The organism is Kribbella sp. NPDC050124 (genome assembly GCF_044460355.1).
Lineage (GTDB): Bacteria > Actinomycetota > Actinomycetes > Propionibacteriales > Kribbellaceae > Kribbella.
In genome coordinates this window covers 173,047-195,715 of the sequence record NZ_JBITJU010000017.1, presented here as the reverse complement: position 1 = coordinate 195,715, position 22,669 = coordinate 173,047, and the positions used below count along the sequence as shown (strand labels likewise).

The window sequence follows — 22,669 nt, the reverse complement described above, 5'->3', positions numbered from 1 at the left end:
TGGTACTGCGACCGGGAGGTCGTGGGAGAGTAGGACGCCGCCGGACATTCACACTGTTAAGGGCCACCCCGATTTGGGGTGGCCCTTAACATTTCCCCCGACGTCTCAGGCCCGCGGCGCCGCGTGAGGGGACAGCCGGCCCCGCACGGCCGGCAACAATCACCTGACGCCGACACCCGACACCCGGCACGTGCACCGCCCAGGCGCCACACCAGCCGGGCGGGCGCTGCCTGATCGGCAGCTCCGGGGCATCGGTGCCGCCCATGGTCGGGGTGCGCCGGAACTCACCTGCTCGGTGAGAAACCGCCGAAGACTGCTGCCGGCTCGCTCAGCTGGTGGTTTGCGAAGCGGTGAGCTCCACTGTGCGGCTCTCGACGCTTACGACTCCTCGCCGCGCGCCTACCCAACCCGCGCGAAGGCTCTACCTCAGGCGCTTCACCCGAGGTGCTCTACCGGGGTGCCTCACCTCACGCGTCTCGCCCGACGCGCGTGCCCAACCCGCGCACCCAACCCGCCTGCAGGGCTTCACCCAGGGGCGCCGCACCCCCCGACGCCCGACCTTGGGCGCGTTGCCTGGAGTGTTCTCCCGGGGCCGCTTCGCCTCCCCTCAGGCGGCTCACCCCGGGCGCTTCACCCCGACACCCACCTCGAGCGCATCACCTGGAGGGTTCTGCCCGCGCCGCCTCACCCCGGGCCGTCTCACCCTGCGCGTCTCACCCCGCGTCTCACCTCACGGCGTCTCACCCCCAGGCGCGTACCCAACCCGCGTACCCAACCTGTCTGAAGGTCTCCGTCCGGGGCGTCGCACGCCCGGACGCCTCACCCGCGACGCCCGACCTCGGGCGTCGCCTGGAGAGTTCCCCAGGGGCCGCCTCACCCCGGGGCCGCCTCACCGCGGGCTCTTCACCCCCGACGCCTACCTCGAGTGCGTCGCCTGGAGTGTTCTCCCGGGGTGCCCTCGCCCCATGCGTCTCCTCCCGTGCGGCTCCCCCGCACGCGTCTTCTTCTGGTGCGCATGTTGGGCGGTTCACGGGCGGTGACAGTGGGGTGGCGTTTCTGGTTAAGGGGCGGTTAGGCGGGTGGAGATGTGTTCGGCGAGCATGATGGTTGGGAGGTTGGTGTTGGCGGAGGGGATTGTTGGCATTACTGATGCGTCGGCGATCCAGAGGTGGTCTACGCCGTAGACGCGGCCTTGGGCGTCTACGACTGCGTCTTGGTCGGGGTCGGGGCCCATTCGGCAGGTGCCTACGGGATGGTGGTAGGAGGCGACGCGAGCGCGGATGGAGTCGGCGATCGCGGTGCGGGCGTCGTCCGGGACAGCGGGTCCTGGTGCGAGCTCGGGGCCGGTGATGAGGGTGGCGAGCGGTTCGGTGCGGGCGATTCTGCGGGCTTCGATCGTGGCGTCGACCATGCGGGCGAGGTCGTCGGGGTGACGAAGGTGTGCGACGTCGATGCGCGGCGGATCGTTGGGGTCGGCCGACCTGAGTCGCACTGATCCTTCCGATTGCGGCGCCATCAGCCCGGCGACGATGCCGAAGATCGCGCCGGACTCGCTGATCTCACGGTTGACGGGGAACGGTCCGGCCGTGAAGAGGTGCAGGTCTGGCGTTCCGTTCGACGTCGAGGAGAGCGTGGCAATCGCCTGGAATCTCGGTCCCGCGGCCGGCCTGGTGGGTAGGTCGACGGCAACGATCGGATGGTCGAGCAGATGCTCGCCGACAGCTGGCAGGTCCGCGACGACGTCGATGCCAAGACGTGACAGGCGAGCTGCGGAGCCGACGCCCGAGCGAGCGAGGATCGCTGGACTGCCGTACGTGCCGGCCGCCAGGACGACGCGGTCCGCCTCGAGCAGCTCGCCGGTTGTGGACCGTACGCCGACCGCGCGGCCGTGTGCGATCTCTACCCGTCCGATCGTCGTGTCGGCGCGGATGGCGAGGTTCGGCCGGTCCCTGGCGGCGGCGAGGTAAGTGACGGCGGTACTCATCCGCAGGCCGTCTCGGACGTTGCGTGGAGTCGGTCCAATACCGAGTGCGCCTGGTCGGTTGTGGTCGGCGACATAGCTGTGCCCGGCCTGAACGGCGGCATCGATGAACGCTTGCTGGATCGGGTTGAGCTCGTCGACCGGATGACGGCGGATCGGGACCGGGCCGTCGTTTCCATGCCAGCTGTCGGTGAAATCGAGATCGGATTCCAATCGCCGAAAGAACGGCAGGACTTCAGCGAAGCTCCACCCAGGATTGCCAAGAGCCTGCCAGCGGTCGTAATCGGCCGGTGCACCGCGCAGCGCGAAGCAGCCGTTGGTGGCTGAACAGCCGCCGATCAGCCGCGCTCGCGGCAGCGGGATACGCCGGTCCAGGGGGTCAGCCTCGGCGTAGTAGCCCCAGTCGTGAGCCACTGTCGGCTCGGAAGCATCGGCAACGTCGGCCGGCAGGTCGTCCAGGGCCGGATAGTCCGGCCCGGACTCGATCAGCAACACCGAGCACCCCGCGTCCTCGGTCAACCGAGCCGCCAGCACGCACCCTGCGCTGCCACCTCCCACCACGATCACATCACTGCTCATTCGCCCTCCCCCCACCTCACAATCGCACGATCCCCCGGCAGCCACGACCCCGGACTTCTTTGCTGCCCGCGGCTGCTTCAGGGCACGGGTGTCGCCATGTCGCAGTCGAGGCGGCCGTGGTACCTCCTGCACCGATGCAACCTCTCGGTTTGAGGGGTGGGTGTACCGGATGTCTTGTTGTGGGGCTGGCGGCGGTACCTTTGTACTTTGTCCGTTTGCTGCAGCTGGCTGCAGCGCAGGTGCTCGATCGAGCTACAGCAATTAGGAGTCAACGTGGCGACGCCACCTCGCAATCCTCGCTCCGGTTCTGGGGACCCTCGCGGTTCCTCCGGAGGTAGCGGCCGGGACGGTCGCGACGGTGGTGGGCGCTCGGGCTCCGGTCGTTCGGGCTTCGGTAGTGGACGGTCCGGCTCGGGGGCGGGCGGCTCGGGTGGCGGGCGCTCCGGTGGATCCGGGGGGTCCGGCGCTGGGCGGTCGGGTGGCTCCGGCAGCGGGCGGTCCGGTGGTTCTGGCAGCGGCTGGTCGGGTGGCTCTGGCGCTGGGCGGTCGGGCGGTTCCGGAGGGTTCGGTTCTGGGCGTTCGGGTGGTGCCGGTGGTCGGGGTTCTGGCGGGTCCGGGGGCGGGCCTCGAGGGGCTTCCAGCCGGGGTGACGGGCCGCGGTCGGCCGGGCCGCGGGGTGGTTCGCGGTCCGGTGGGTATCGGGACGGACAGGACCGGGAGGACCGGCGGTTCGAGAGCCAGCGAGGGTATGCCGGGTCTCGGCGGGATGACAAGGGTGAGCGGGATCCGTTCGGTGGGCAGATGTCCGGGCGGGGCGACCGGGACGACCGCGGTGGGCGTGGAGCGGGGCGGGACGAGAGGTCCGGCGGGTATCGGCGTACTGACGGTCGTGACGACCGATCCGGTGGCCGGGGTGGCTACCGGCGGGACGAGAGCTCGGGCCGGGACGAGCGTGGTGGGCGTGGGGACTACCGCCGCGATGAGCGTGGCGGACGCGGTGACTACCGGCGGGATGACCGCGGTGGGCGCGACGATCGCGGGGGACGTGGAGACTTTCGGCGGGATGACCGGGGTGGGCGCGATGACCGTGGCAGTCACCGGCGGGATGAGCGCGGTGGGCGGGATGACCGTGGTGGATACCGGCGGGATGAGCGTGGTGGCCGGGATGAGCGTGGGGGGCGTGGGGAGTACCGGCGCGAGGAGCGGTCGGGGACTGGGTTCCGGCGGGATGAGCGCGGTGGGCGGGACGAGCGTGGTGGGTACCGGCGGGATGAGCGGTCGGGGCGGGATGAGCGTGGGCGTGGTGCGGCTCGTGGGAGTGGGCCGGCTCGGGGGGAGCGTGGAGCTTTCCGGCGGGATGAGCGTGGTGGCACCCGGCGGGACGACCGTGGCGCCGGGCGGCGCGGGGATCGGCCGGTAGAGGAGAAGGCTGGGCCGCGGCGGGATGATCCGGTGATTCCGGAGGGGATCACCGGGGCTGAGCTGGACCGGTCGGTGAAGGCTGAGCTGCGGTCGTTGCCGCGTGGCCTCGCGGATCTGGTCGCGCAGCACCTCGTCGCGTCGGGCCGGTTCATCGACGACGATCCGGAGCGGGCGTACCAGCATGCGCGGACCGCGCGGCGGCTCGCTGCGCGGCTTGGCGGCGTACGGGAGGCTGTGGCGATCACGGCGTACCTGGCTGAGCACTACGACGAGGCGCTGACCGAGTTCCGGGCAGTACGGCGGATGACCGGGAACCATGAGGTTCTCGCGATGATGGCGGATTGCGAGCGGGCGCTCGGGCGGCCGGAGAAGGCGCTGACGCTGTCGCGGGACAAGCACGTACGGGACCTGACCGAGGCGACGCAGGTCGAGTTGCTGATCGTGGCGGCCGGCGCGCGGCGTGACATGGGTCAGACAGCGGCGGCGATCCAGACGCTGCAGGTGCCGGAGCTGACCAAGCGCACAAAGGCCGACTGGCTGCCGCGACTGCGGTACGCGTACGCCGACGCGCTCGAGGAGGCCGGCCGTGAGGACGACGCGCTGATCTGGTTCCACCGGGCGGCCGGCGTCGACGCTGACGGCTCCACGGGTGCCGCCGAACGCGCCGCCCAGCTCGAAGGCCTCCAGTTCACCGACCTCGACGAAGACGACGAGGACGAGGACGACGAGGAGTACGACGACAAGCCCGAGGACGACGCGTACGACGCCGAGCTCGAGGACCAGGCGGACGCCCTCGAGGCCGAGGACGACGACGAGGAGCTCGACGACGACGCCGAGGACGACGACGCCGAGCTCGAGGACGAGGTGGACGAGGCCGACGAGGTGGACGAGGCCGACGAGGTGGACCTGGACGGGGTGGTTGACGATGCCCTGGACGGGGAAATCGAGGGGCCGGAGAAGCCCACGGAGTAGGACGGCGCGCTTGCCATGGCGCCGTGTTCACCTCGAGCGGGGAGAATGACTCGATGGTGGACAGTGTGGTGGGTTGGAGCGGTGAGTTGTCGGCGGAAGCCCCGGTCGGGGCCTTGGTGGTCAAGGCTCTCGCCAAGGGGACGACGCGGCTGCAGCGCGCAATCCTCATGGTCGAGAAGGGTGAGGACGACGCCATCCACCAGGTGCGGGTCTCGTGCCGCCGGTTGCGGAGCGACCTCAAGCTGTTCCGCAAGCTGCTGGCCGGCGACTGGGCGCAGGACCTTCGCACCGACCTCGCTGCGCTCGCCAACGCCTGCGGGGAGGCTCGCGACCTCGAGGTGATCGCGGCGCTCGTCCGCGAGACCGCCAACAGCGAGGACGACCCGGAGCACGTGGAGACGATCCTCACGACCCTCACCCTGGGCCTGGATCGTGCCGCTGCCCGGTCCAACGAGGTGGTGACCGGCGAGGGTACGGCGGAGTTGCTGCAGACCCTGGACGCGGTCGCGGCGTCCCCACTCCTCAAGCCGAAGGCCAGCAAGCCGTGCAGTGAGGTGCTGCCTCAGCTGCTGAAGGCCGCCGACCGCACGTTCACCGAGCAAGCCGACAAGCTCAAGCCCTGGACCCAGGACGACGACTGGCATGAGGTACGCCTACTCGCCAAGCGCCTCCGGTACGCCGCCGACACCAGCGCCGCCGTGCTCGGTGACGACGCCAAGGAGGTCGCCACCCACGCAGCCAAGTACCAGGAGCTACTAGGTCAGCACCAGGACCACTGCGCTGCCGCGGACAACCTGACCGCGATGGCCAGGGAGGCAGCCGCGCAGGACGACCCGGAGCTGTCGTTCACCCTGGGCCGGCTCACCGAGCGCCACCGTGCGGCTCGCAAGCCGCTCCGCGAGGAGTTCCTCAGCCTCTACCACCGGCCCTGAGGCTTCACAGCGTCCGGAACAGCAACCCCACCCGCGGCTTGGGCCCGAACGACGTCGCCTTCTGCGGCAGTACGACGCCCCGCACGGCCGAACGCAGTACCTGGTCCATACGGGGCGCAGTGAGCTCCACAACGGCCTGCTGAGGGCCAGCCAGGGCCAGTGCGTCAGCAAGCGTGTGGTGGAAGCTGATGTCGTCCTCCACCACGCCCCAGGCCGGCAGCAGCAGGTCGTGCAGCATGGACACCGTCGGAGCCTCCTGGCCTTCCGTCGAGTGCAGCGTCAGCCACTCCGAGCCGTCAGTGACACCAATCCGGTCCGGCACGCCCTCAACGCGGCCCTGCAGCACCCGCCAGCCGTCCGGCGTACGCGAGGAGACGGTGGCCAGGTCCAAGCCAGGTATGACGCGGTGGATCGGGTCCAGCGTCAGCGGGTGGCGGTTGTAGTCGACCAGCATCGCCAGACCGACGTCTGTACTCACGTGTGACGGCTCACGCCTACGCCGTTCCAGGTAGGCCGCGTAGCGGTGGTGGCCGTCGGCAATCAGGGCCTCGTGCGTCGCCAGCTCCGCAGCGATGGCAGCGAGCACGATCGGGTCCTCAATGCGCCAGATGCGGTGCTCTGCGCCGAGGGTCTCGGCCTCCAGCCACGGCTCGCCGGACCGCGCGGCGTCTACTGCGTCACTGGCCACGCCCCCGTCGCCGTAGGCGAGCAGGATGGGCTCCAGATCGGCGTGCGTGGCCTCCATCAGCTCGAGCCGGTCGTCGACCCAGTGCGGCATGACGTTCTCGTGCGGCAGCACCACTCGCCGGGCCGGATCCAGGCCGAGTGAGCCGACCAGTCCGCACAGTACGGCGTTGCCCAGTCGCTGCTCGTAGACATACAACGCGGGCCGTTCGTCCTGAACCACCACGCCGTCGCGCTGCCATCCCGCGAGCCGTCGGGCCGGCTCGTCGTACCGGCCGGGGCCGAGGTCCGGATCGCGTGGAAGGATGAGCCTCACCATGTTGTGCAGATCAGAGTCAGTCAGCCGCCGGACGATGGCGGGTTCCAGTACGTCGTACGGCGGTGACGTGACGGCGCCGAGCGCGCTCACCTTGCCGGCCACGAACCGCCAGGCGCGCAACGGCTCGAGCCGCAGCACGCTCTCGCTCGAGTCCGGTCCGCTTGCTGGCATGGGCGGAATCGTACGGGGGGAAGCATGAGCACGGAACGAACTTCGCCCGCGCCGCTGTCGGCATGTGACGAACCGCTCGCCAGTCGGTACGACGTCGCGCTGCTCGACCTCGACGGTGTCGTGTACGTCGGCCCCGACCCGGTCCCCGACGCGCCGGAGAACCTGCGCAAGGCGGCCAAAGAAGGCCTGCGGATCGGCTACATCACCAACAACGCGAGCCGGCCGGCCCGGGTGGTCGCCGAGCACCTCGCGTCGTTCGGGCTGGATGTGATCGCCGACGACGTGGTGACGTCCGCGCAGGCTGCCGCGAAGCTGATCGCGACTGAGTACCCCGAGGGGTCGCCGGTGCTCGTGGTCGGCGGTGAGGGACTCACGTCGGCGCTGGAGGAGTACGGGCTGCGCCCGGTCCGCAGCAGCGACGCGCACCCGGTGGCCGTCGTACAAGGGTTCCACCCGGACGTGAACTGGGTGATGCTTGCCGACGGCGCGCACGCGATCCATGAGGGCGCGAAGTGGTACGCGACCAACCTGGACCTCACGATCCCCACCGCCGCGGGCATGGCACCCGGGAACGGGACGCTGGTGCAGGCGATCCGGGCCGCGGTCGACGTGGACCCGATCGTGGCCGGCAAGCCGGAGCGGCCGTTGCTGGAGACGAGTATCGAGCGGCTGAACGCCGAGCGGCCGTTGATGATCGGCGACCGGCTCGACTCCGACATCGAGGGTGCGAACAAGGTCGGGATCGCCAGCCTGTGGGTGGCGACCGGCGTCCACGACGCGCACGATCTGGCCCGGGCGCCGAAGCACCAGCGGCCGACGTACGTCGCGGCCGACCTGGGAGCGCTTGCGGAGAAGCAGCCCGGAGTCACGGTCGAGGGCGGGCGGCACACGTGTGCGGGCTGGACCGCCGAGGTCGTGGACAACGCCGTGAGCGTCAAGGGCGAGGGCGCGCCGTACGACGGCCTGCGGGCGATCCTGTCCGCGGTGTGGACCGCCGTGGACACCCCGGCGAAACCGGCCGTGAAGAAGAGCACGGCACGCGGTCGCCGCCCACTGCCCAAGCCGGCCCCGGTGCCGGGCTCGATCGCCATCGACGCCGCCCTGCATCGCGTGGGGCTGGACAAGTAGCCCCACGGCCAGTGGGGTGGGTGGTATTGCGGGAGTGAGGCGATACCGTTGCTGGAACGAAGCAAGGAGGCAGTCATGGTGCTGGATGCACTGCGCGGCTACGTACAACTGGCGAGCGGGCTGACCGAGGTCACGAAGCAACGGGCTGAGGCGGCGGCCAAGGCGCTGCTGCAGCAGACCGGCGCCGACAAGCTGACGTCCGGGCTGACCGCCAAGGTGAGTGACCTGGCCGACGAGATCGTTGCCACCAGCAAGAGCAACCGTCAGTTGCTGCAGGCGATCGTGACCAACGAGGTCGAGGGCGCGGTCGCGCGGCTCGGGTTCGTCCGGTCCGAGGAGGTCGACGCGCTGACCCGCCGGGTCCAGACGCTGGAGACCGAACTGAAGGCGGCGCGGGCCGCGGCACCGGCTTCGGCGCACGCGGCGGTCAAGAAGGCCGCGAAGAAGGCCCCGGCGAAGAAGGCGGCCAAGAAGGCGCCGGCCAAGAAGACGGCGAAGAAGGCGTGACGTGACCGAGCATCCTGGCGAGCAGTTCCCGCCGGGCGTCGACCCCGACGTCGAGCCGGGTTTCGACCCCTACCCGTCGGAGGACACCCCGGAGGCCCCCGACTACGACGCCGAGCCGGCGCCACAGAACTTCTCGTACGGCGACGTCCAGCCCGAGATGGGCCAGTACGGCGAGGACGGCGAGCAGGACACCGAAGCAGCTTTCGAGGCATCCGTGGACGCCCCCGCCAACCGCGAGGACGAGCCGGCGCCGCACGTCGATCCGGCCGAGGTGGAGTTCGGGCCGGAGTTCGCGCGGGCGCCCGAGGACGAGCACCAGCACCCGTTCGTCGCGGACTCCGCCGCCGAACCCGAGGATGACAGCCCAGAAGACGACGACGCGCACCCGCTGGTCGAGGAGACGATGTCCCGGCTCGACGAGTTGCGGGACCGGCCGGTCGCTGAGCATGCCGACGTGTACGCCGACCTGCACGAGCGCCTGCAGACCGCACTGGTGGAGGCGGACGCCGAGACCGGTGACCGCAGTTAGACGGCTGTGGCCAAAGGAATCAAGCGATCGCGGCTCGACGCCGAGCTGGTACGACGGAACCTCGCACGGTCCCGTGAGCACGCGAGCGAGCTGATCGCCGCGGGCAAGGTGAAGGTCTCCGGCACCGTTGCCACCAAACCCGCGACCGGTGTCGGAGCCGATGCCCCGATCGTCGTCGACACGTCGGACATCGACGACCCGAACTACGCCAGCCGCGGCGCGTACAAGCTGGTCGGCGCGCTCGAAGCCTTCAGCGGCGTGCTGGTGAAGGGTCGCCGGACCCTCGACGCGGGCGCGTCCACCGGCGGATTCACCGACGTACTGCTGCGCAAGGACGCGGCGCACGTGATCGCGGTCGACGTCGGGTACGGCCAGTTGGTGTGGTCGCTGCAGACCGACGACCGCGTCACGGTGATGGACCGGACGAACGTCCGCACGCTCACCCTCGACGACATCGGCGGCGAACCGGTTGATCTCGTCGTCTCCGACCTCAGCTTCATCTCGCTCACGCTCGTCCTCCCGGCCCTGATCGGGGTGGTGAAACCGGACGGCGACCTGGTGCTGATGGTGAAGCCGCAGTTCGAGGTCGGCAAGGAGCGGCTCGGCAAGGGCGGGGTGGTCCGAGATCCCGAGTTGCGCGCCGACGCGGTGCGCGGGGTGGCGGCCAAGGCTGCGGAGCTGGGCTGGGGAGTGGAGGGCGTCGCCGCGAGCCCGTTGCCTGGTCCGTCAGGAAATGTCGAATACTTCCTGTGGATACGCCGGTCCGCGCCGCCTCTCGATGAGACGATGCTCCAGACCGCGGTCGAGAACGGTCCCCCTGTCCGGGGCGGTGGGGCGGGGAAGGAAAAGGCACAGTGAAAGGTGGGGACGCGAGTGGGTGAGCACGAGCCGCGGCGCGTGCTGCTGGTGACGCACACCGGGCGGGAGCAGGCGGTCGAGGTGGCGCGGGACGCGCACCGGCTACTGACCGACTCCGGTCTGCTGGTCCGGCTGCTCGCGGACGAGGCCGAAGCGCTGAAACTCGACCCCGCGGAGCTCGTCGACGACCACGAGAAGGCGGCGCTGGACGTCGAGCTGATCATGGTGCTCGGTGGCGACGGCTCGATCCTGCGCGGCGCCGAGCTGGCCCGCCCGCACGGGACTCCAGTGCTCGGGGTCAACCTCGGTCACGTCGGCTTCCTGGCCGAGGCCGAGGTGGACGACCTCGAGCGGATCGTCCAGGTGGTGGTGGATCGCAGCTACACAGTCGAGGAGCGGATGACGCTCGCGGTCGACGTACGGCTGGACGGCGAGCAGATCTTCGACACCTGGGCGCTGAACGAGGCGAGTGTGGAGAAGGCGGCCCGCGAGCGGATGCTCGAGGTGATGGTCGAGGTGGACGACAGGCCGCTGTCCCGCTGGGGCTGTGACGGCGTCGTGGTGGCCACGCCGACGGGCAGTACGGCGTACTCCTTCTCGGCCGGTGGTCCGATCGTGTGGCCCGAGGTCGAGGCGATCCTGATGGTGCCGCTGAGCGCGCACGCGTTGTTCTCCCGGCCGATCGTGGTCGCGCCGACGTCGCAGCTGTCGATCGAGCTGGTGCCGTCGTGGCACGGTCGCGGGGTGCTGTGGTGCGACGGCCGCCGGATGGTCGAGGTGCCGCCGGGCGCCGAGATCCAGGTCCGCCGCGGCAACCGGCCGGTCCGGCTGGCGCGGGCGCACGAGGCCCCGTTCACGGACCGACTCGTAGCCAAGTTCGATCTACCCGTGCTCGGGTGGCGCGGAGCCGCCGAGCGAAAGCGCAACGGCAACGGACAACAGGAGACCTAAGTGCTCTCGGAGATTCGCATCACCGGGTTGGGCGTGATCGAGGACGCCACGCTGGACCTCGATCCGGGGTTCACCGCGGTCACCGGCGAGACCGGGGCCGGCAAGACGATGGTCGTGACCGGGGTCAACATGCTGCTCGGTGGCCGCGCGGACAGCGGCCTGGTGCGGCACGGGACCCGCCGGGCCAGGGTCGAGGGCCGGGCCAGCGCCGTACCGAAGGCGATCGTGCAGCAGGCCGAGGACCGTGGCGGCGAGCTGGACGACGACGAGTTGCTGATCGCCCGTGAGCTGTCCTCCGAGGGACGCTCGCGGGCGTTCCTCGGTGGTGCGTCCGTGCCGGTGTCCGTCCTGGGCGAGGTGTCCGGCGACCTGGTCGCGATCCACGGGCAGGCCGAGCAGTGGCGGTTGCTGCAGCCGTCTCGGCAGCGCGAGACCCTCGACACCTTCGCCGGCAAGGCCGTGCTCGTGCCCCTGCAGGAGTACGCCGCCGCCTACAAACGGCACCGTGAGGTCGAGGCCGAGCTGACCGAGCTGACCACCCGGCAGCGCGATCGGCTCGCCGAGGCGGACCTGCTGCGCTTCGGGCTCGACGAGGTCGCGAAGGCCGAGCCGCTGCCCGGCGAGGACACCGAGCTCGCCGCCGAGGAGGACCGACTCGCGTACGCCGACGGCCTCCGTACGGCGGCCACGACAGCAGCCGACGCGATGGCCTCGGAGGATCTCGAGTCCACCAGGCCGAGCGACGTACTCGGGCTGCTCGCGCTCGCCAAGCAGGTCCTCGACGCGGAGCGCCACCACGATCCCAAGCTGGCGGAGCTGGCCGATCGGGCCGGCGAGCTCGGGTACCTCGCGGCGGACCTGGCTCAAGAGCTTTCGTCGTACGCCGCCGACGTCGACACGGACCCGGCTCGGCTGGCCGTCGTGAGTGAGCGGCGGTCGCTGCTGACCAGCCTGGTCCGCAAGTACGGCGCCGACGAGGGCACGGTGGACGAGGTGCTCGAATGGTCGAAGCGATCCGCGCAACGGCTGGCCGAGCTGGACGGCAGCGACGAGCGAGTCGAGCTCCTGACCGCTGAGCTCGCCGAGCTGGACGCCAAGCTCACCGACCTCGGCCGGCAGATCAGGGCGGCGCGCCAAGAGGCAGCCGAGCGGCTCGGTGTCGCGGTGTCCGAGGAGCTGACCGGCCTCGCGATGCCGCACGCGAAGCTGTCGATCGAGGTGCACGAGACCGCGCCCGGTCCGTTCGGGATCGACGAGATCGAGTTCTGCTTCGCGGCGAACCCGGGCAGCCCGGCGCGCCCGCTGCAGAAGGCGGCGTCCGGCGGTGAGCTGTCCCGGGTGATGCTCGCGCTCGAGGTGATCCTCAGCGACACGCACCCGGTGCCGACGCTGGTGTTCGACGAGATCGACGCCGGCATCGGCGGCCGCGCCGCGGTCGAGGTCGGCAAGCGACTCGCCCGGCTGGCCGAGAAGGCACAGGTGATCGTGGTGACCCACCTGCCGCAGGTAGCCGCGTTCGCGGATCGTCATGCCGTTGTGCTGAAGAGTGACGACGGATCCGTCACCACGAGTGGCCTGGTCGCCCTCGACGACGACGCCCGGTTGAAGGAACTGTCCCGGATGATGGCCGGTCTGGAGAACTCCGACGCCGCGCAGGCGCACGCAGAGGAGTTGCTCGCGCTCGCAGCGGAGCGTCACACACCGCGCCGGAAGAGTCGTTCGAAAGGATGATTTGACGCACAGTCACCACGATTTCCGTGCGTGGTTGCCCGCCCGGCGGGGTAAATGAACCGGGAGGGGGCTCTTGACATGGCAGGATGAGAGCGCGATGAAACTGCCCAGCCTGCGGAGAGCACGTCCTGCTGAACTGCCCGGCATCGCCGGCGTGGTCCGGCTCGATCGCCGTACCAAGAATCTCACCAAGCGGCTGAAACCGGGCGAGATCGCGGTCATCGACCACGTCGACCTGGACCGGGTCAGCGCCGAGGCGCTGGTCGACTGCCGGGTCGCCGCGGTGGTGAACGTGTCCGACTCGATCAGCGGCCGCTACCCGAACCTCGGTCCGGAGATCCTCGTCGAGGCGGGCGTCCCGCTGGTCGACGGGGTCGGCCGCGAGGTGTTCTCGATCCTGCACGAGGGGGAGCGGGTCCGGCTGCACGACGGCTCGCTGTACCGGGGCGAGGAGGTCGTCGCCAAGGGCATCTCGCAGGACAGCAAGACCGTCGCGGACCTGATGGACGAGGCCCGGTCCGGGCTGTCCACTCAGCTGGAGGCGTTCACCGCCAACACGCTGGAGTACCTGCGCCGCGAACGCGACCTGCTGCTCGACGGCGTCGGCGTACCGGAGATCCACACGCCGATGGAGGGCAAGCACGTCCTGATCGTGGTCCGCGGGTACGACTACCGCGAGGACCTGGTCGCGCTGAAGTCGTACATCCGGGAGTACCGGCCGGTGCTGATCGGCGTCGACGGCGGCGCCGACGCGCTGGTCGAGGAGGGCTACGTCCCGGACCTGATCATCGGCGACATGGACTCGGTCAAGGACGAGACGCTGAAGTGCGGCGCCGAGGTCGTCGTGCACGCCTACCGCGACGGCCGCGCCCCGGGCTCGGAGCGGATGGAACGGCTCGGCGTGGAGTCGATCGAGTTCCCGGCCGCCGGCACCAGCGAGGACGTCGCGATGCTGCTGGCCGACTCCAAGGGCGCGTCGCTGATCGTCGCGGTCGGCACCCACAACTCGCTGGTGGAGTTCCTCGACAAGGGCCGCCCCGGGATGGCGAGCACCTTCATCACCCGCTTGCGCGTCGGCGCCAAGCTGGTGGACGCCAAGGGGGTCGGCCGGCTCTACCGCAGCCGGGTCTCGACCTTCCAGGTGGTCGCGCTGGCCGCGGCCGGCCTGTTCGCACTCGGCATGGCGTTGGTCGCGATCGGCGCCGACGACGTGCTCTGGTCGATCCTGCGGGCGCGCTGGAGCGACTTCGTCTACTGGATCCGGGAGCTGTTCACGTGATCGACTTTCGCTACCACATCGTCTCGATCGTGGCGATCTTCTTCGCCCTGGGCGCCGGTGTGGTGCTGGGCGCCGGGCCGCTGAAGGGCACCGGCAGCGAGCTCGTCGCGAGCCAAGCCGAGAAGGACCGCCAGCAGCTCGCCGACACCCGGGCCAAGCTGGACGAGACCAAGACGCTGGACAAGTACCGCGACGACTACGTCGCCAAGGTCACCGCCGGGCTGACCGACGGCAAGCTGAGCGGCAAGAAGATCGTCGTCGTCACGATGCCGAACGCCGACGGCGACCTCGCCAACACGCTGACCGACGAGCTGGAGAAGGCCGGCGGGCAGGTCACCACCCGGGTCGCGCTGGACAGCAAGATGTTCGACGCCGGTCAGCGCCAGCTGGTCGAGCAGATCGTCACCGAGCTGGTCACCCCCGACGTCGACTTCCCCGCGGACAGTACGGCGTACCAGCGGGCCGGGCTGATCCTGGCCCGTGGCGTCGCGGCCAAGGAGGAGGGCAAGGGCGCGGACGGCGAGTCGACCAAGATCATCAGCGGCCTGACCGGGTCGAAGCTGATGTCGCTGAAGCCGTCGCAGATCAAGGACCGGGCCAGCCTGCTCGTCGTGGTCGCCGCGAAGCCGCCGACGCCGACGCCGGACAACTCGTCGTACAACGACTCCGTGGACTTCATCGAGGGTCTGGACCAGGGCAGCAACGGCGTCGTGGTGGCCGGCACGCCGGTGACCGCGCAGGACGGCGGTCTGCTCAAGGCATTGCGGAGTGACTCCGACGCGACCAAGATCGTTTCTTCGGTGGACGTGGCCGACATCCCCGCCGGGCAGGCGACGGTCGTCTTCTCGCTGGCCGAGCAGGCGAGCGGCAAGGCGGGGCAGTACGGCGCCATCGACGCGAAGAACGGCGTAGCGCCGTCGGACGTACAGACGAAGGACAACTGACGTGGGAATTCTGAGCGCTGCCGTCGCGGCAGCCGCCACCGCCGCGCTCGAACGCGCCGCGGCGAACCTGCCCAAGGAGAACCGCGAGCCGTTCGAGCGGACCAACCATCGTGGCGAGCCGGTCACCCTGCTCGAGGGACCGGTCGCGGTGCTCGGTGCGCTGGCAGGGGTCGCGGCATCCCCCAAGACTCCGGGCAAGGTGAAGGCGGCGGCGCTGCTCGCCGGGTCGGTGTCGGGTGCGGTCGGCGCCTACGACGACCTGCGCGGGACCACGCAGGCGAAGGGATTCCGCGGGCACCTCAGCGCGCTGAAGCGGGGCGAGGTGACGAGCGGCGCGGTGAAGATCCTCGGGGTCGGCGCCGCCGGTCTGGTCGCTGCCGCGCTGCTGCCGCGGAAGTCGTCCGGGGTGCAGGCCGTCGCCGGGGTCGTTGCCGACGGCGCCTTGATCGCGGGGACGGCGAACCTCACCAACCTGCTCGACCTCCGGCCCGGCCGCGCGCTGAAGGCGGTCGCCGCCGTGAACGCGCCGCTGGCGGCGACGAACGGTCCGGCCGGCGCGGTCGTCGGTGCGGCCGCGGCCGCGGCGCCGTCCGACCTCGGTGAGCGCTCGATGCTCGGCGACTGTGGCGCGAACGGCCTCGGCGCAATCACCGGTACGGCGCTGGCCGCCTCCCTGCCGCGTCCGCTGAAGGCACTCGCGCTGGGCGCCGTCGTCGCGCTGAACCTGGCCAGCGAGAAGGTCAGCTTCACCAAGGTGATCGCGGAGAACCCGGTGCTGGACAAGATCGACCAGTGGGGCCGTAGGCCCCGATGATGACGCGGTGAGTACGGGCGGTCGGATCGCCCGGGCCGCACTGCTGGTTGCCGCGGTCACAGTCCTCGCTCGGGTGGTCGGATTCGGCCGCTGGCTGGTGTTCTCGAAAACCGTCGGCGCGGGCTGTCTCGCCGAGGCCTACACGACCGCGAACCAACTGCCGAACATCCTCTTCGAGGTGGTCGCGGGTGGTGCCCTGGCGGGTGCGGTCATCCCGGTGCTCGCCGGTCCGGTGGCGCGTGGCGACCGTGCCGCGCAGGGTCGTGTCATCGGCGCGCTGATCACCTGGTCGTTCGTGCTGCTGGCGCCGTTCGCCTTGCTGGCTTGGCTTTTCGCGTCCACCTACACCGACGCGATGCTCGATCCGGGTGCCGAGTGCAGTGGTTCGACCGCGACGGCGACGCGGATGCTGGCGATCTTCGTACCGCAGGTCTTCGGCTATGCGCTCGCGGTGATCGCGACCGCCGTACTGCAGTCGCACAAGCGGTTCGCGGCCGGTGCGCTGGCGCCGCTCGTGTCCAGTCTTGTTGTCGTGGGCACCTATCTGGCGTTCGCGGCCGCGGCGCCGGACGCCGACGCGGCCTCGCGTGGAGCGGCTGATCTGCTGGCCTGGGGTACGACGGCGGGCGTCGCCGCGCTGGCGCTGACTGTGCTGGTGCCGATGCTGTTCCTCCGCATCCCGATCAAGCCGACGCTGCGCCTCGACCCGGGTGTCGGTCCGGTCCTGCGAAGGCTCGCGTTTGCCGGTCTCGCCATATTGATCGCGCAGCAGTTGACGTTCGTCGTGACGACCTACCTGGCCAACCACAGGGGCGTGGCTGGCAGCATCGCGGTCTACACCTGGGCCAACGCGGTTTATCTGCTGCCGTACGCCGTACTGGCCGTGCCGATCACCACAGCGGTGTTCCCGCGGCTCGCGGCGGCGTATGACGCGGGGGAGCGGTTCGACTTCTACGCTGCCTCGTCGACGCGCGCCGTGATGCTGGCGGGCGGTGCTGGGGCGGCACTGCTTGTGGGTACCGCGGTCCCGGTCGCTCGGATCTTCGCGTACGACGACGGCGCGGTGCAGGAGTCGAGGGCGGCGTCACTGGTCGACGCGTTCTTGGCGTTTGCGCCTGCGGCCATTGGGTTCGCCGTACTCATGCACGTGGGCAGGGTGCTGTACGCGAGGCACTGCGGTCGTGAGGTGGCAGTGGTGACGGCCGCAGCCTGGGTGGTGGTCGCGGTGGCCGGTGTCGTGCTGACAGCGTCCTGGGATGCCGTGCCGGCGCTGGCGGCCGCGATGTCGATCGGCATGGTCTCCGGAGCGATCGTGCTGTTGGTCGTACTGCGTCGAGAGGCGGGCGCTGGGGTACTCGCCGGATTGCCGCGGGCCACACTGGCTGCACTGGTCGGCGCCGTACTTGCTGGTGCAGCTGGCTGGGCGGTGTCGTTGCCGGCGGGCGATGCCGGAGTGGGCAAGGCTTGCGTGTTCGCGGTGTTGTCCGGCCTGACCGTCGTTGTCGTGTACGCCGCCGTCGCGCTGGTACTGGATCGCGCGGACGTCCGCGCACTGCGACGTCGTGGACTTGTAGAGGAGACGCAATGAGGATCGGCCTGCTGCTCGCGGAGTCGAGGGGCGGGATCGGGCAGCACGTCGCCTCGCTCGTACCGCGGTTCCTGCACGCCGGGCACGAGGTGGTCGTCTGCGCGCCTCCCGGCACCGCTGAGCACTTCGACTTCGGCGGTGCGACGGTCGTGACCCAGACGGCCGCGTTGCGCGGGGCTGACGTGGTCCACGCGCACGGCTACCGGGCCGGCATGACGGCGCTCCGGGACAGGTCGCGGCTGCGGCCCCTGGTGGTCACCTGGCACAACGCAGTCATCGCTCCGGGCCCACGCGGGCTTGTCATGCGGCTTGGGCAGCGCCTGGTCGCCAGGGGAGCGGACCTGACTCTAGGAGCCTCTAGCGACCTCGTGGACCTTGCCAAGAGCCTCGGAGCACGGCAGGCCCTGCTGGCTCCAGTCGCGGCACCCGCGATGCCACAGGTACGCACGCCGCGTCACGAGGTCAGGCAGACGCTCGGGCTCGACGAGGAGCCGCTGGTGCTCACTGTCGGTCGACTGGCGCCGCAGAAGGACTATCCGACGCTACTGTCCGTGGCCGCCTCGGTGCGGGAGTCCAATCCGGACGTGGTCTTCGTGATCGTCGGCGACGGCCCGCTGCGGGAGAGCCTGCAGGCGCGGATCGACGCGGAGAACCTCCCAGTGCACCTCCTCGGTCACCGCGACGACATCGCGGACCTCCTGGGTGCGGCTGACGTGTTCCTGCTCACCTCGCACTGGGAGGCGCGCGCCCTGGTCATTCAGGAGGCTCTGCAGGTCGGCGTACCCGTGGTGGCGACGGCAGTCGGCGGCGTCCCGGAGCTGGTGGACGGCAGTGCCGTGCTGGCGTTTCCCGGGGACGCCGACGGGCTCGCGGACGGGGTCCGGGCGGTGCTGGCGGAGCCGGAGACGGCGAACGCTATGCGGACGCGGGGCCGGGAGTTGGCCGCCAGATGGCCGGACGAAGACGCGGTGGCGAAGAATCTGCTCGACATCTATGCGGGTCTCGTCGCGACCCGGGGTTGACAAGAGGTAGGCTGGAGGCCCGTGGACAGGGCTTCGAATTCCCAGCAGACCAAGCACGTATTCGTCACCGGTGGCGTGGCATCCAGTCTCGGCAAGGGGCTGACAGCGTCCAGCCTCGGCAGTCTGCTGACGGCACGGGGCATCCGGGTCACCATGCAGAAGCTGGATCCGTACCTCAACGTGGATCCCGGCACCATGAACCCGTTCCAGCACGGCGAGGTGTTCGTCACCAACGACGGCGCCGAGACCGACCTGGACATCGGCCACTACGAGCGCTTCCTGGACCGGGACCTGTCCGCGGTCGCGAACGTGACGACCGGGCAGGTGTACTCCAGCGTGATCGCCAAGGAGCGCCGCGGCGAGTACCTCGGCGACACCGTGCAGGTGATCCCGCACATCACCAACGAGATCAAGGAACGGATGCTGGCGATGGCCGGCCCGGACGTGGACGTCGTACTGCACGAGATCGGCGGCACCGTCGGGGACATCGAGTCGCTGCCGTTCCTGGAGGCGGCCCGTCAGGTCCGGCACGACGTCGGCCGGGACAACGTCTTCTTCCTGCACATCTCGCTGGTCCCGTACCTCGCCCCGAGCGGTGAGCTGAAGACCAAGCCGACCCAGCACTCGGTCGCCGCGCTGCGCTCGATCGGTATCGCCCCGGACGCGGTCGTCTGCCGCGCCGACCGGCCGATCCCGGACGGCGTCAAGCGGAAGATCTCGCTGATGTGCGACGTCGACGTCGAGGCCGTGGTCGCCGCCGTCGACTCGCCGAGCATCTACGACATCCCGAAGGTGCTGCACACCGAGGGCCTCGACGCATACGTCGTACGGCGGCTGAACCTGCCGTTCCGTGACGTCGACTGGACCCGGTGGGACGAGCTGCTGCGGGTCGTGCACAACCCGAAGGACCAGGTCACGGTGGCGCTGGTCGGCAAGTACATCGACCTGCCGGACGCGTACCTGTCGGTCGCCGAGGCGCTGCGGGCCGGCGGGTTCGACAACGACGCCAAGGTCACGCTGCGCTGGATCGCCTCCGACGACTGCGCCACGCCCGAGGCGGCCGCGCGGCTGCTCGGCGACGTCGACGCGATCTGCATCCCGGGCGGGTTCGGCGTCCGCGGGATCGAGGGCAAGATCGGCGCGATCACCTTCGCCCGCGAGCAGCGGATCCCGATCCTCGGGCTGTGCCTCGGCCTGCAGTGCATGGTGATCGAGGTCGCCCGCAACCTGGCCGGGCTGGACGAGGCCAACTCCAGCGAGTTCGACCCGGACGCCGAGCAGCCGGTGATCGCGACCATGGAGGAGCAGAAGCACATCGTCTCCGGCTCCGGTGACCTCGGCGGCACCATGCGGCTCGGCCTCTACCCGGCCAACCTCGCCGACGGCTCGATCGTCCGGGATCTGTACGGCGCCCCGTCGGTGCAGGAGCGGCACCGGCACCGCTATGAGGTGAACAACGCCTACCGCGACAAACTGGAGACTGCCGGTCTGGTCTTCAGCGGGCTGTCGCCGGACAACGAGCTGGTCGAGTTCATCGAGCTCGACAAGGCCCAGCACCCGTACTTCGTGGCCACCCAGGCGCACCCCGAGCTGCGGTCCCGGCCGACCAAGCCGCACCCGCTGTTCGCCGGCCTGATCGACGCCGCCCTGGCCCGGCAGCGCGAGTCGCGGCTGCCGGTCGAGGAGCCGGCGGTGGCCCAGAAGCCGGCGCCGAAGCCGGCCGGCAAGACCACGGTCAAGGCTCGATGAAGGACCATCCCGAACTGCGGTTCGGCGCCGGCCTGACCGACGTGCCGGAGCAGTGGCCGGTGGCCTCGTCGGAGGTGGTGCACGAGACCGGCCGGGTGATCTCGGTACGGCGGGACCACCTCGCCCCACCGGGTCGCGAACCGTTCGTCCGGGACGTCGTCGTACATCCGGGTGCGGTCGGTGTGGTCGCGCTCGACTCGGCCAACCGAATGCTGCTGGTCCGGCAGTACCGGCACCCGGTCGGGCATCGCCTGCTCGAGCCACCGGCCGGTCTGCTCGACGTACAGGGCGAGCAGTACCGGCTGGGCGCCGAGCGGGAGCTGTGGGAGGAGACCGGCACGAAGGCGGCCGACTGGCGCGTCCTCGTCGACGCGTTCACCTCCCCAGGGCTCACCGACGAGGCGGTCCGGATCTTCCTGGCCCGCGACCTGTCGCCGGCCGACGAGGCCTACGACCGCCTCCACGAGGAAGCCGACATGGAAACCGTCTGGGCGCCGCTGATCGACGTGGTCGGCGCCGTCCTGGCCGGCCACCTGCACAACCCCATCCTCGTGATGGGCGCCCTCGCGACCTGGACCGCGCTGAACGGCCCAGGCTTCGACAACCTCCGCGCAGCCGACGCGCCCTGGCCGGCCAAGGACCGCTGAGCTCCCGCACCCTTGACGTCGCTCGGGACTCCGGTCAGCATCACCCTGCTGACCGGCTGATCCCGAACGCCCCAAGGAGATCTCAACGATGAGAGCCACTCGCGTCGCCGTACTGGCGACTCTGACCGTCGCAGGACTGCTGACCGTTCCCGGTACGGCGTCAGCCGCGCCGGTCACCACTAGCGGCCCGTGTGGGTACACCGCGACCCCTGAGGACCCGTCGCCGCGCCCGGTCACCCTGCCGCCAGACCCGACGCCGACGCCGAACAAGGGCATCGTGCGGGTCGTGGTCGCGACGAACCAGGGCCCGATGCTGCTGTCGCTCGACCGGGCCAAGGCGCCGTGCACCGTGCAGAGCTTCCTGCATCTCGCGAAGAGCCGCTTCTACGACTTCACCACCTGCCACCGGCTCACGCTGTACCCGACCCTGAAGGTCCTGCAGTGCGGCGACCCGACCGGCACCGGTGAACGCGGTCCCGGCTACTCGTACAAGGACGAGCTCCCGACCGACCTGCCGAACTGGCCCGGCGACCCGACCGGCACCCGGAAGGTCTACGCCCGCGGCACCCTGGCGATGGCGAACGCCGGCCCGAACACCAACGGCAGCCAGTTCTTCCTGGTCTTCGCCGACTCCCGCCTCCGCCCCGACTACACCGTCTTCGGCACCGTCGACCGCCTCGGCCTCAAGGTCCTCGACAAGGTAGCCGCCGGCGGCGTCACCCCCACCGCCGAAGACCCGGCCCCCGTCGACGGCCCACCGCAACTCAAGACCGACATCCTCGTAGCCCGCTCCTTGGGCACCCGGTAGGTCAGTCCACCGACTCGCCGCCGCCTTCGAGGAGGGCGGCGGTGACGGTGTGGACGTTGGCCTTGAACTCCTCGTCGGGGACCTTGGGGAGGATCTCGTCCCAGGCGGCGATCATGGCGCCGCGGAACTGCATCTGGCCCAGCGGGCGGGCGAGGAACCAGATGTGGAAGTGTTCCGAGCCGTCGCCCCAGCGGTTGAAGTGGGTGCGTCCGACGCCGTCGATCCGGCGGATCGCGCCGGCGACGCGCTGGATGATCGGGCCGAGCGTGGCGAGCAGTTCGGGCGTCAGGTTGTCGAGGCGGTAGTGCTCGCGCGGCTCGAGTACGGCGACGAACGGCAGCCCGTTCGGCTCGAAGCCGGCCTTCAGTTGCCACTGGTCGTCTCGCCAGATCACGAACTTGTTCGGATCGGAACACGTCACGCAAGGCGCCCCTCCCGGCTCACCACCCCGCGGCGGTTCCGGCACCACTGGCTCCGCCAACGGCACTACCCGCACGTCCCCCTCGAACGGAAAGAACCGCTGCCCCACCAACCCCTCCGCAGACAATTGCTCCCCATACGGCAACCGACGGTGATACTCAGACGGAAATTCACCCATCCCCGCACTCTGCCGAACGCCCTGCCATCCGACAATGCCTTTCATGGTCAAGCCTGAGTTAGCTGGGTTGTTGGGGCTGGAGCCTCATCCGGAGGGTGGGTGGTATCGGGAGACGTGGCGGTCGGAGGTGGAGATTGCGCCGGAGGGGTACGACGGGACGCGGGCCAGTGCGACTGCGATCTACTTCCTGCTGGCGCCGGGGGAGGAGTCGCGGCTGCACCGGGTGCGGTCGGCGGAGATCTGGTTGTGGCACTCCGGTGGTCCGTTGACGCTCGAGTACGGCGACGAGTCGATGACCCTGGGACCCGACGTCGGCGCGGGTCAGCGGCCGCAGGTCGTCGTACCGGCGGGGGCGTGGCAGGCGGCGCGACCGGCCGGGGATCAGCCAGTGCTGGTGTCGTGCATCGTGTCGCCGGGGTTCGACTTCGCCGACTTCACCCTTCGGTGACGGGAGGT

21 protein-coding genes are annotated in these 22,669 nt (G+C 70.2%); 18 read left to right on the top strand and 3 right to left on the bottom strand.

All coding sequences use genetic code 11. The annotated features are described in order from the left end of the window. Positions 1 to 1,060: 1,060 nt before the first annotated feature. The gene (locus tag ACIBL3_RS32025) at positions 1,061 to 2,560 is read right to left on the bottom strand and encodes a GMC family oxidoreductase (protein ID WP_396357496.1); all 1,500 of its coding nucleotides are present in this window, start codon (positions 2,558 to 2,560) and stop codon (positions 1,061 to 1,063) included. A 793-nt stretch (positions 2,561 to 3,353) separates the two neighbouring features. Here ACIBL3_RS32025 and ACIBL3_RS32020 point away from each other — a divergent pair. Genes ACIBL3_RS32020 through ACIBL3_RS32010 form a run of 3 tightly spaced genes read left to right on the top strand, consistent with a single transcriptional unit; the run spans position 3,354 to position 5,886 of the window. After that, positions 3,354 to 3,980, top strand: coding sequence for a hypothetical protein (locus ACIBL3_RS32020; protein ID WP_396357495.1), 627 nt, complete (start codon positions 3,354 to 3,356; stop codon positions 3,978 to 3,980). Between the two features lie 32 nt (positions 3,981 to 4,012). After that, entirely contained in the window at positions 4,013 to 4,954 is a 942-nt protein-coding gene (locus ACIBL3_RS32015; protein ID WP_396357493.1) for a hypothetical protein, read from the top strand. A 53-nt stretch (positions 4,955 to 5,007) separates the two neighbouring features. Beyond that, positions 5,008 to 5,886 carry a CHAD domain-containing protein gene (locus ACIBL3_RS32010; protein ID WP_396357492.1) on the top strand — a complete coding sequence of 293 codons (879 nt, stop codon included), beginning with the start codon at positions 5,008 to 5,010 and terminating at the stop codon, positions 5,884 to 5,886. Positions 5,887 to 5,890: 4 nt separating this feature from the next. Here the strand turns inward: ACIBL3_RS32010 and ACIBL3_RS32005 are convergent, their stop codons facing one another. After that, positions 5,891 to 7,060 (bottom strand): DUF1015 domain-containing protein, encoded by a 1,170-nt coding sequence (locus ACIBL3_RS32005; RefSeq protein WP_396357491.1) that lies wholly within the window; start codon positions 7,058 to 7,060, stop codon positions 5,891 to 5,893. A gap of 24 nt (positions 7,061 to 7,084) precedes the next feature. Between ACIBL3_RS32005 and ACIBL3_RS32000 the strand changes: the two genes are divergently transcribed. From ACIBL3_RS32000 to ACIBL3_RS31935, 14 genes are all read left to right on the top strand, one after another. Continuing rightward, entirely contained in the window at positions 7,085 to 8,188 is a 1,104-nt protein-coding gene (locus tag ACIBL3_RS32000; RefSeq protein ID WP_396357490.1) for an HAD-IIA family hydrolase, read from the top strand. A gap of 75 nt (positions 8,189 to 8,263) precedes the next feature. After that, positions 8,264 to 8,695: a phasin family protein gene (locus tag ACIBL3_RS31995; RefSeq protein ID WP_396357489.1), complete on the top strand. Its 432-nt coding sequence runs from the start codon at positions 8,264 to 8,266 to the stop codon at positions 8,693 to 8,695. 1 nt (position 8,696) lies between these two features. After that, a complete protein-coding gene (locus ACIBL3_RS31990; protein WP_396357488.1) occupies positions 8,697 to 9,224 on the top strand; it encodes a hypothetical protein in 528 nt (175 codons plus the stop codon). Positions 9,225 to 9,230: 6 nt separating this feature from the next. Next, complete coding sequence (locus ACIBL3_RS31985; RefSeq protein ID WP_396357486.1) at positions 9,231 to 10,082, top strand: TlyA family RNA methyltransferase; 852 nt, start codon at positions 9,231 to 9,233, stop codon at positions 10,080 to 10,082. A gap of 15 nt (positions 10,083 to 10,097) precedes the next feature. Next, on the top strand, positions 10,098 to 11,033 hold the full coding sequence (locus tag ACIBL3_RS31980) for an NAD kinase (RefSeq protein ID WP_396357485.1): 936 nt from the start codon (positions 10,098 to 10,100) through the stop codon (positions 11,031 to 11,033). Continuing rightward, a complete protein-coding gene (gene recN / locus ACIBL3_RS31975; protein ID WP_396357484.1) occupies positions 11,034 to 12,764 on the top strand; it encodes a DNA repair protein RecN in 1,731 nt (576 codons plus the stop codon). It begins immediately after the preceding gene. Positions 12,765 to 12,861: 97 nt separating this feature from the next. Then, positions 12,862 to 14,043, top strand: a complete 1,182-nt coding sequence (steA, locus tag ACIBL3_RS31970; RefSeq protein ID WP_396357483.1) for a putative cytokinetic ring protein SteA — start codon at positions 12,862 to 12,864, stop codon at positions 14,041 to 14,043. Further along, on the top strand, positions 14,040 to 14,987 hold the full coding sequence (locus ACIBL3_RS31965) for a copper transporter (RefSeq protein WP_396357482.1): 948 nt from the start codon (positions 14,040 to 14,042) through the stop codon (positions 14,985 to 14,987). The genes steA and ACIBL3_RS31965 overlap by 4 nt, the downstream gene beginning before the upstream one ends. A gap of 1 nt (position 14,988) precedes the next feature. Further along, positions 14,989 to 15,801, top strand: coding sequence for a hypothetical protein (locus tag ACIBL3_RS31960; protein WP_396357481.1), 813 nt, complete (start codon positions 14,989 to 14,991; stop codon positions 15,799 to 15,801). 7 nt (positions 15,802 to 15,808) lie between these two features. Next, positions 15,809 to 17,389 carry a murein biosynthesis integral membrane protein MurJ gene (gene murJ, locus ACIBL3_RS31955; RefSeq protein WP_396357480.1) on the top strand — a complete coding sequence of 527 codons (1,581 nt, stop codon included), beginning with the start codon at positions 15,809 to 15,811 and terminating at the stop codon, positions 17,387 to 17,389. Beyond that, positions 17,386 to 18,411 (top strand): glycosyltransferase family 4 protein, encoded by a 1,026-nt coding sequence (locus tag ACIBL3_RS31950; protein WP_396357479.1) that lies wholly within the window; start codon positions 17,386 to 17,388, stop codon positions 18,409 to 18,411. Before murJ ends, ACIBL3_RS31950 begins: the two co-directional genes overlap by 4 nt. A 21-nt stretch (positions 18,412 to 18,432) precedes the next feature. Beyond that, positions 18,433 to 20,160 carry a CTP synthase gene (locus ACIBL3_RS31945; RefSeq protein ID WP_396357478.1) on the top strand — a complete coding sequence of 576 codons (1,728 nt, stop codon included), beginning with the start codon at positions 18,433 to 18,435 and terminating at the stop codon, positions 20,158 to 20,160. Continuing rightward, complete coding sequence (locus tag ACIBL3_RS31940) at positions 20,157 to 20,807, top strand: NUDIX domain-containing protein (RefSeq protein WP_396357477.1); 651 nt, start codon at positions 20,157 to 20,159, stop codon at positions 20,805 to 20,807. The genes ACIBL3_RS31945 and ACIBL3_RS31940 overlap by 4 nt, the downstream gene beginning before the upstream one ends. 88 nt (positions 20,808 to 20,895) lie before the next feature. Further along, positions 20,896 to 21,615, top strand: coding sequence for a peptidylprolyl isomerase (locus ACIBL3_RS31935; RefSeq protein ID WP_396357476.1), 720 nt, complete (start codon positions 20,896 to 20,898; stop codon positions 21,613 to 21,615). Between the two features lies 1 nt (position 21,616). On the opposite strand, the gene ACIBL3_RS31930 is transcribed toward ACIBL3_RS31935, so the two are convergent. Beyond that, the gene (locus tag ACIBL3_RS31930; RefSeq protein ID WP_396357475.1) at positions 21,617 to 22,036 is read right to left on the bottom strand and encodes a hypothetical protein; all 420 of its coding nucleotides are present in this window, start codon (positions 22,034 to 22,036) and stop codon (positions 21,617 to 21,619) included. A gap of 220 nt (positions 22,037 to 22,256) precedes the next feature. On the opposite strand from ACIBL3_RS31930, the gene ACIBL3_RS31925 reads away from it, so the two are divergent. Further along, a complete protein-coding gene (locus ACIBL3_RS31925) occupies positions 22,257 to 22,661 on the top strand; it encodes a cupin domain-containing protein (protein ID WP_396357474.1) in 405 nt (134 codons plus the stop codon). Positions 22,662 to 22,669 lie beyond the last annotated feature (8 nt).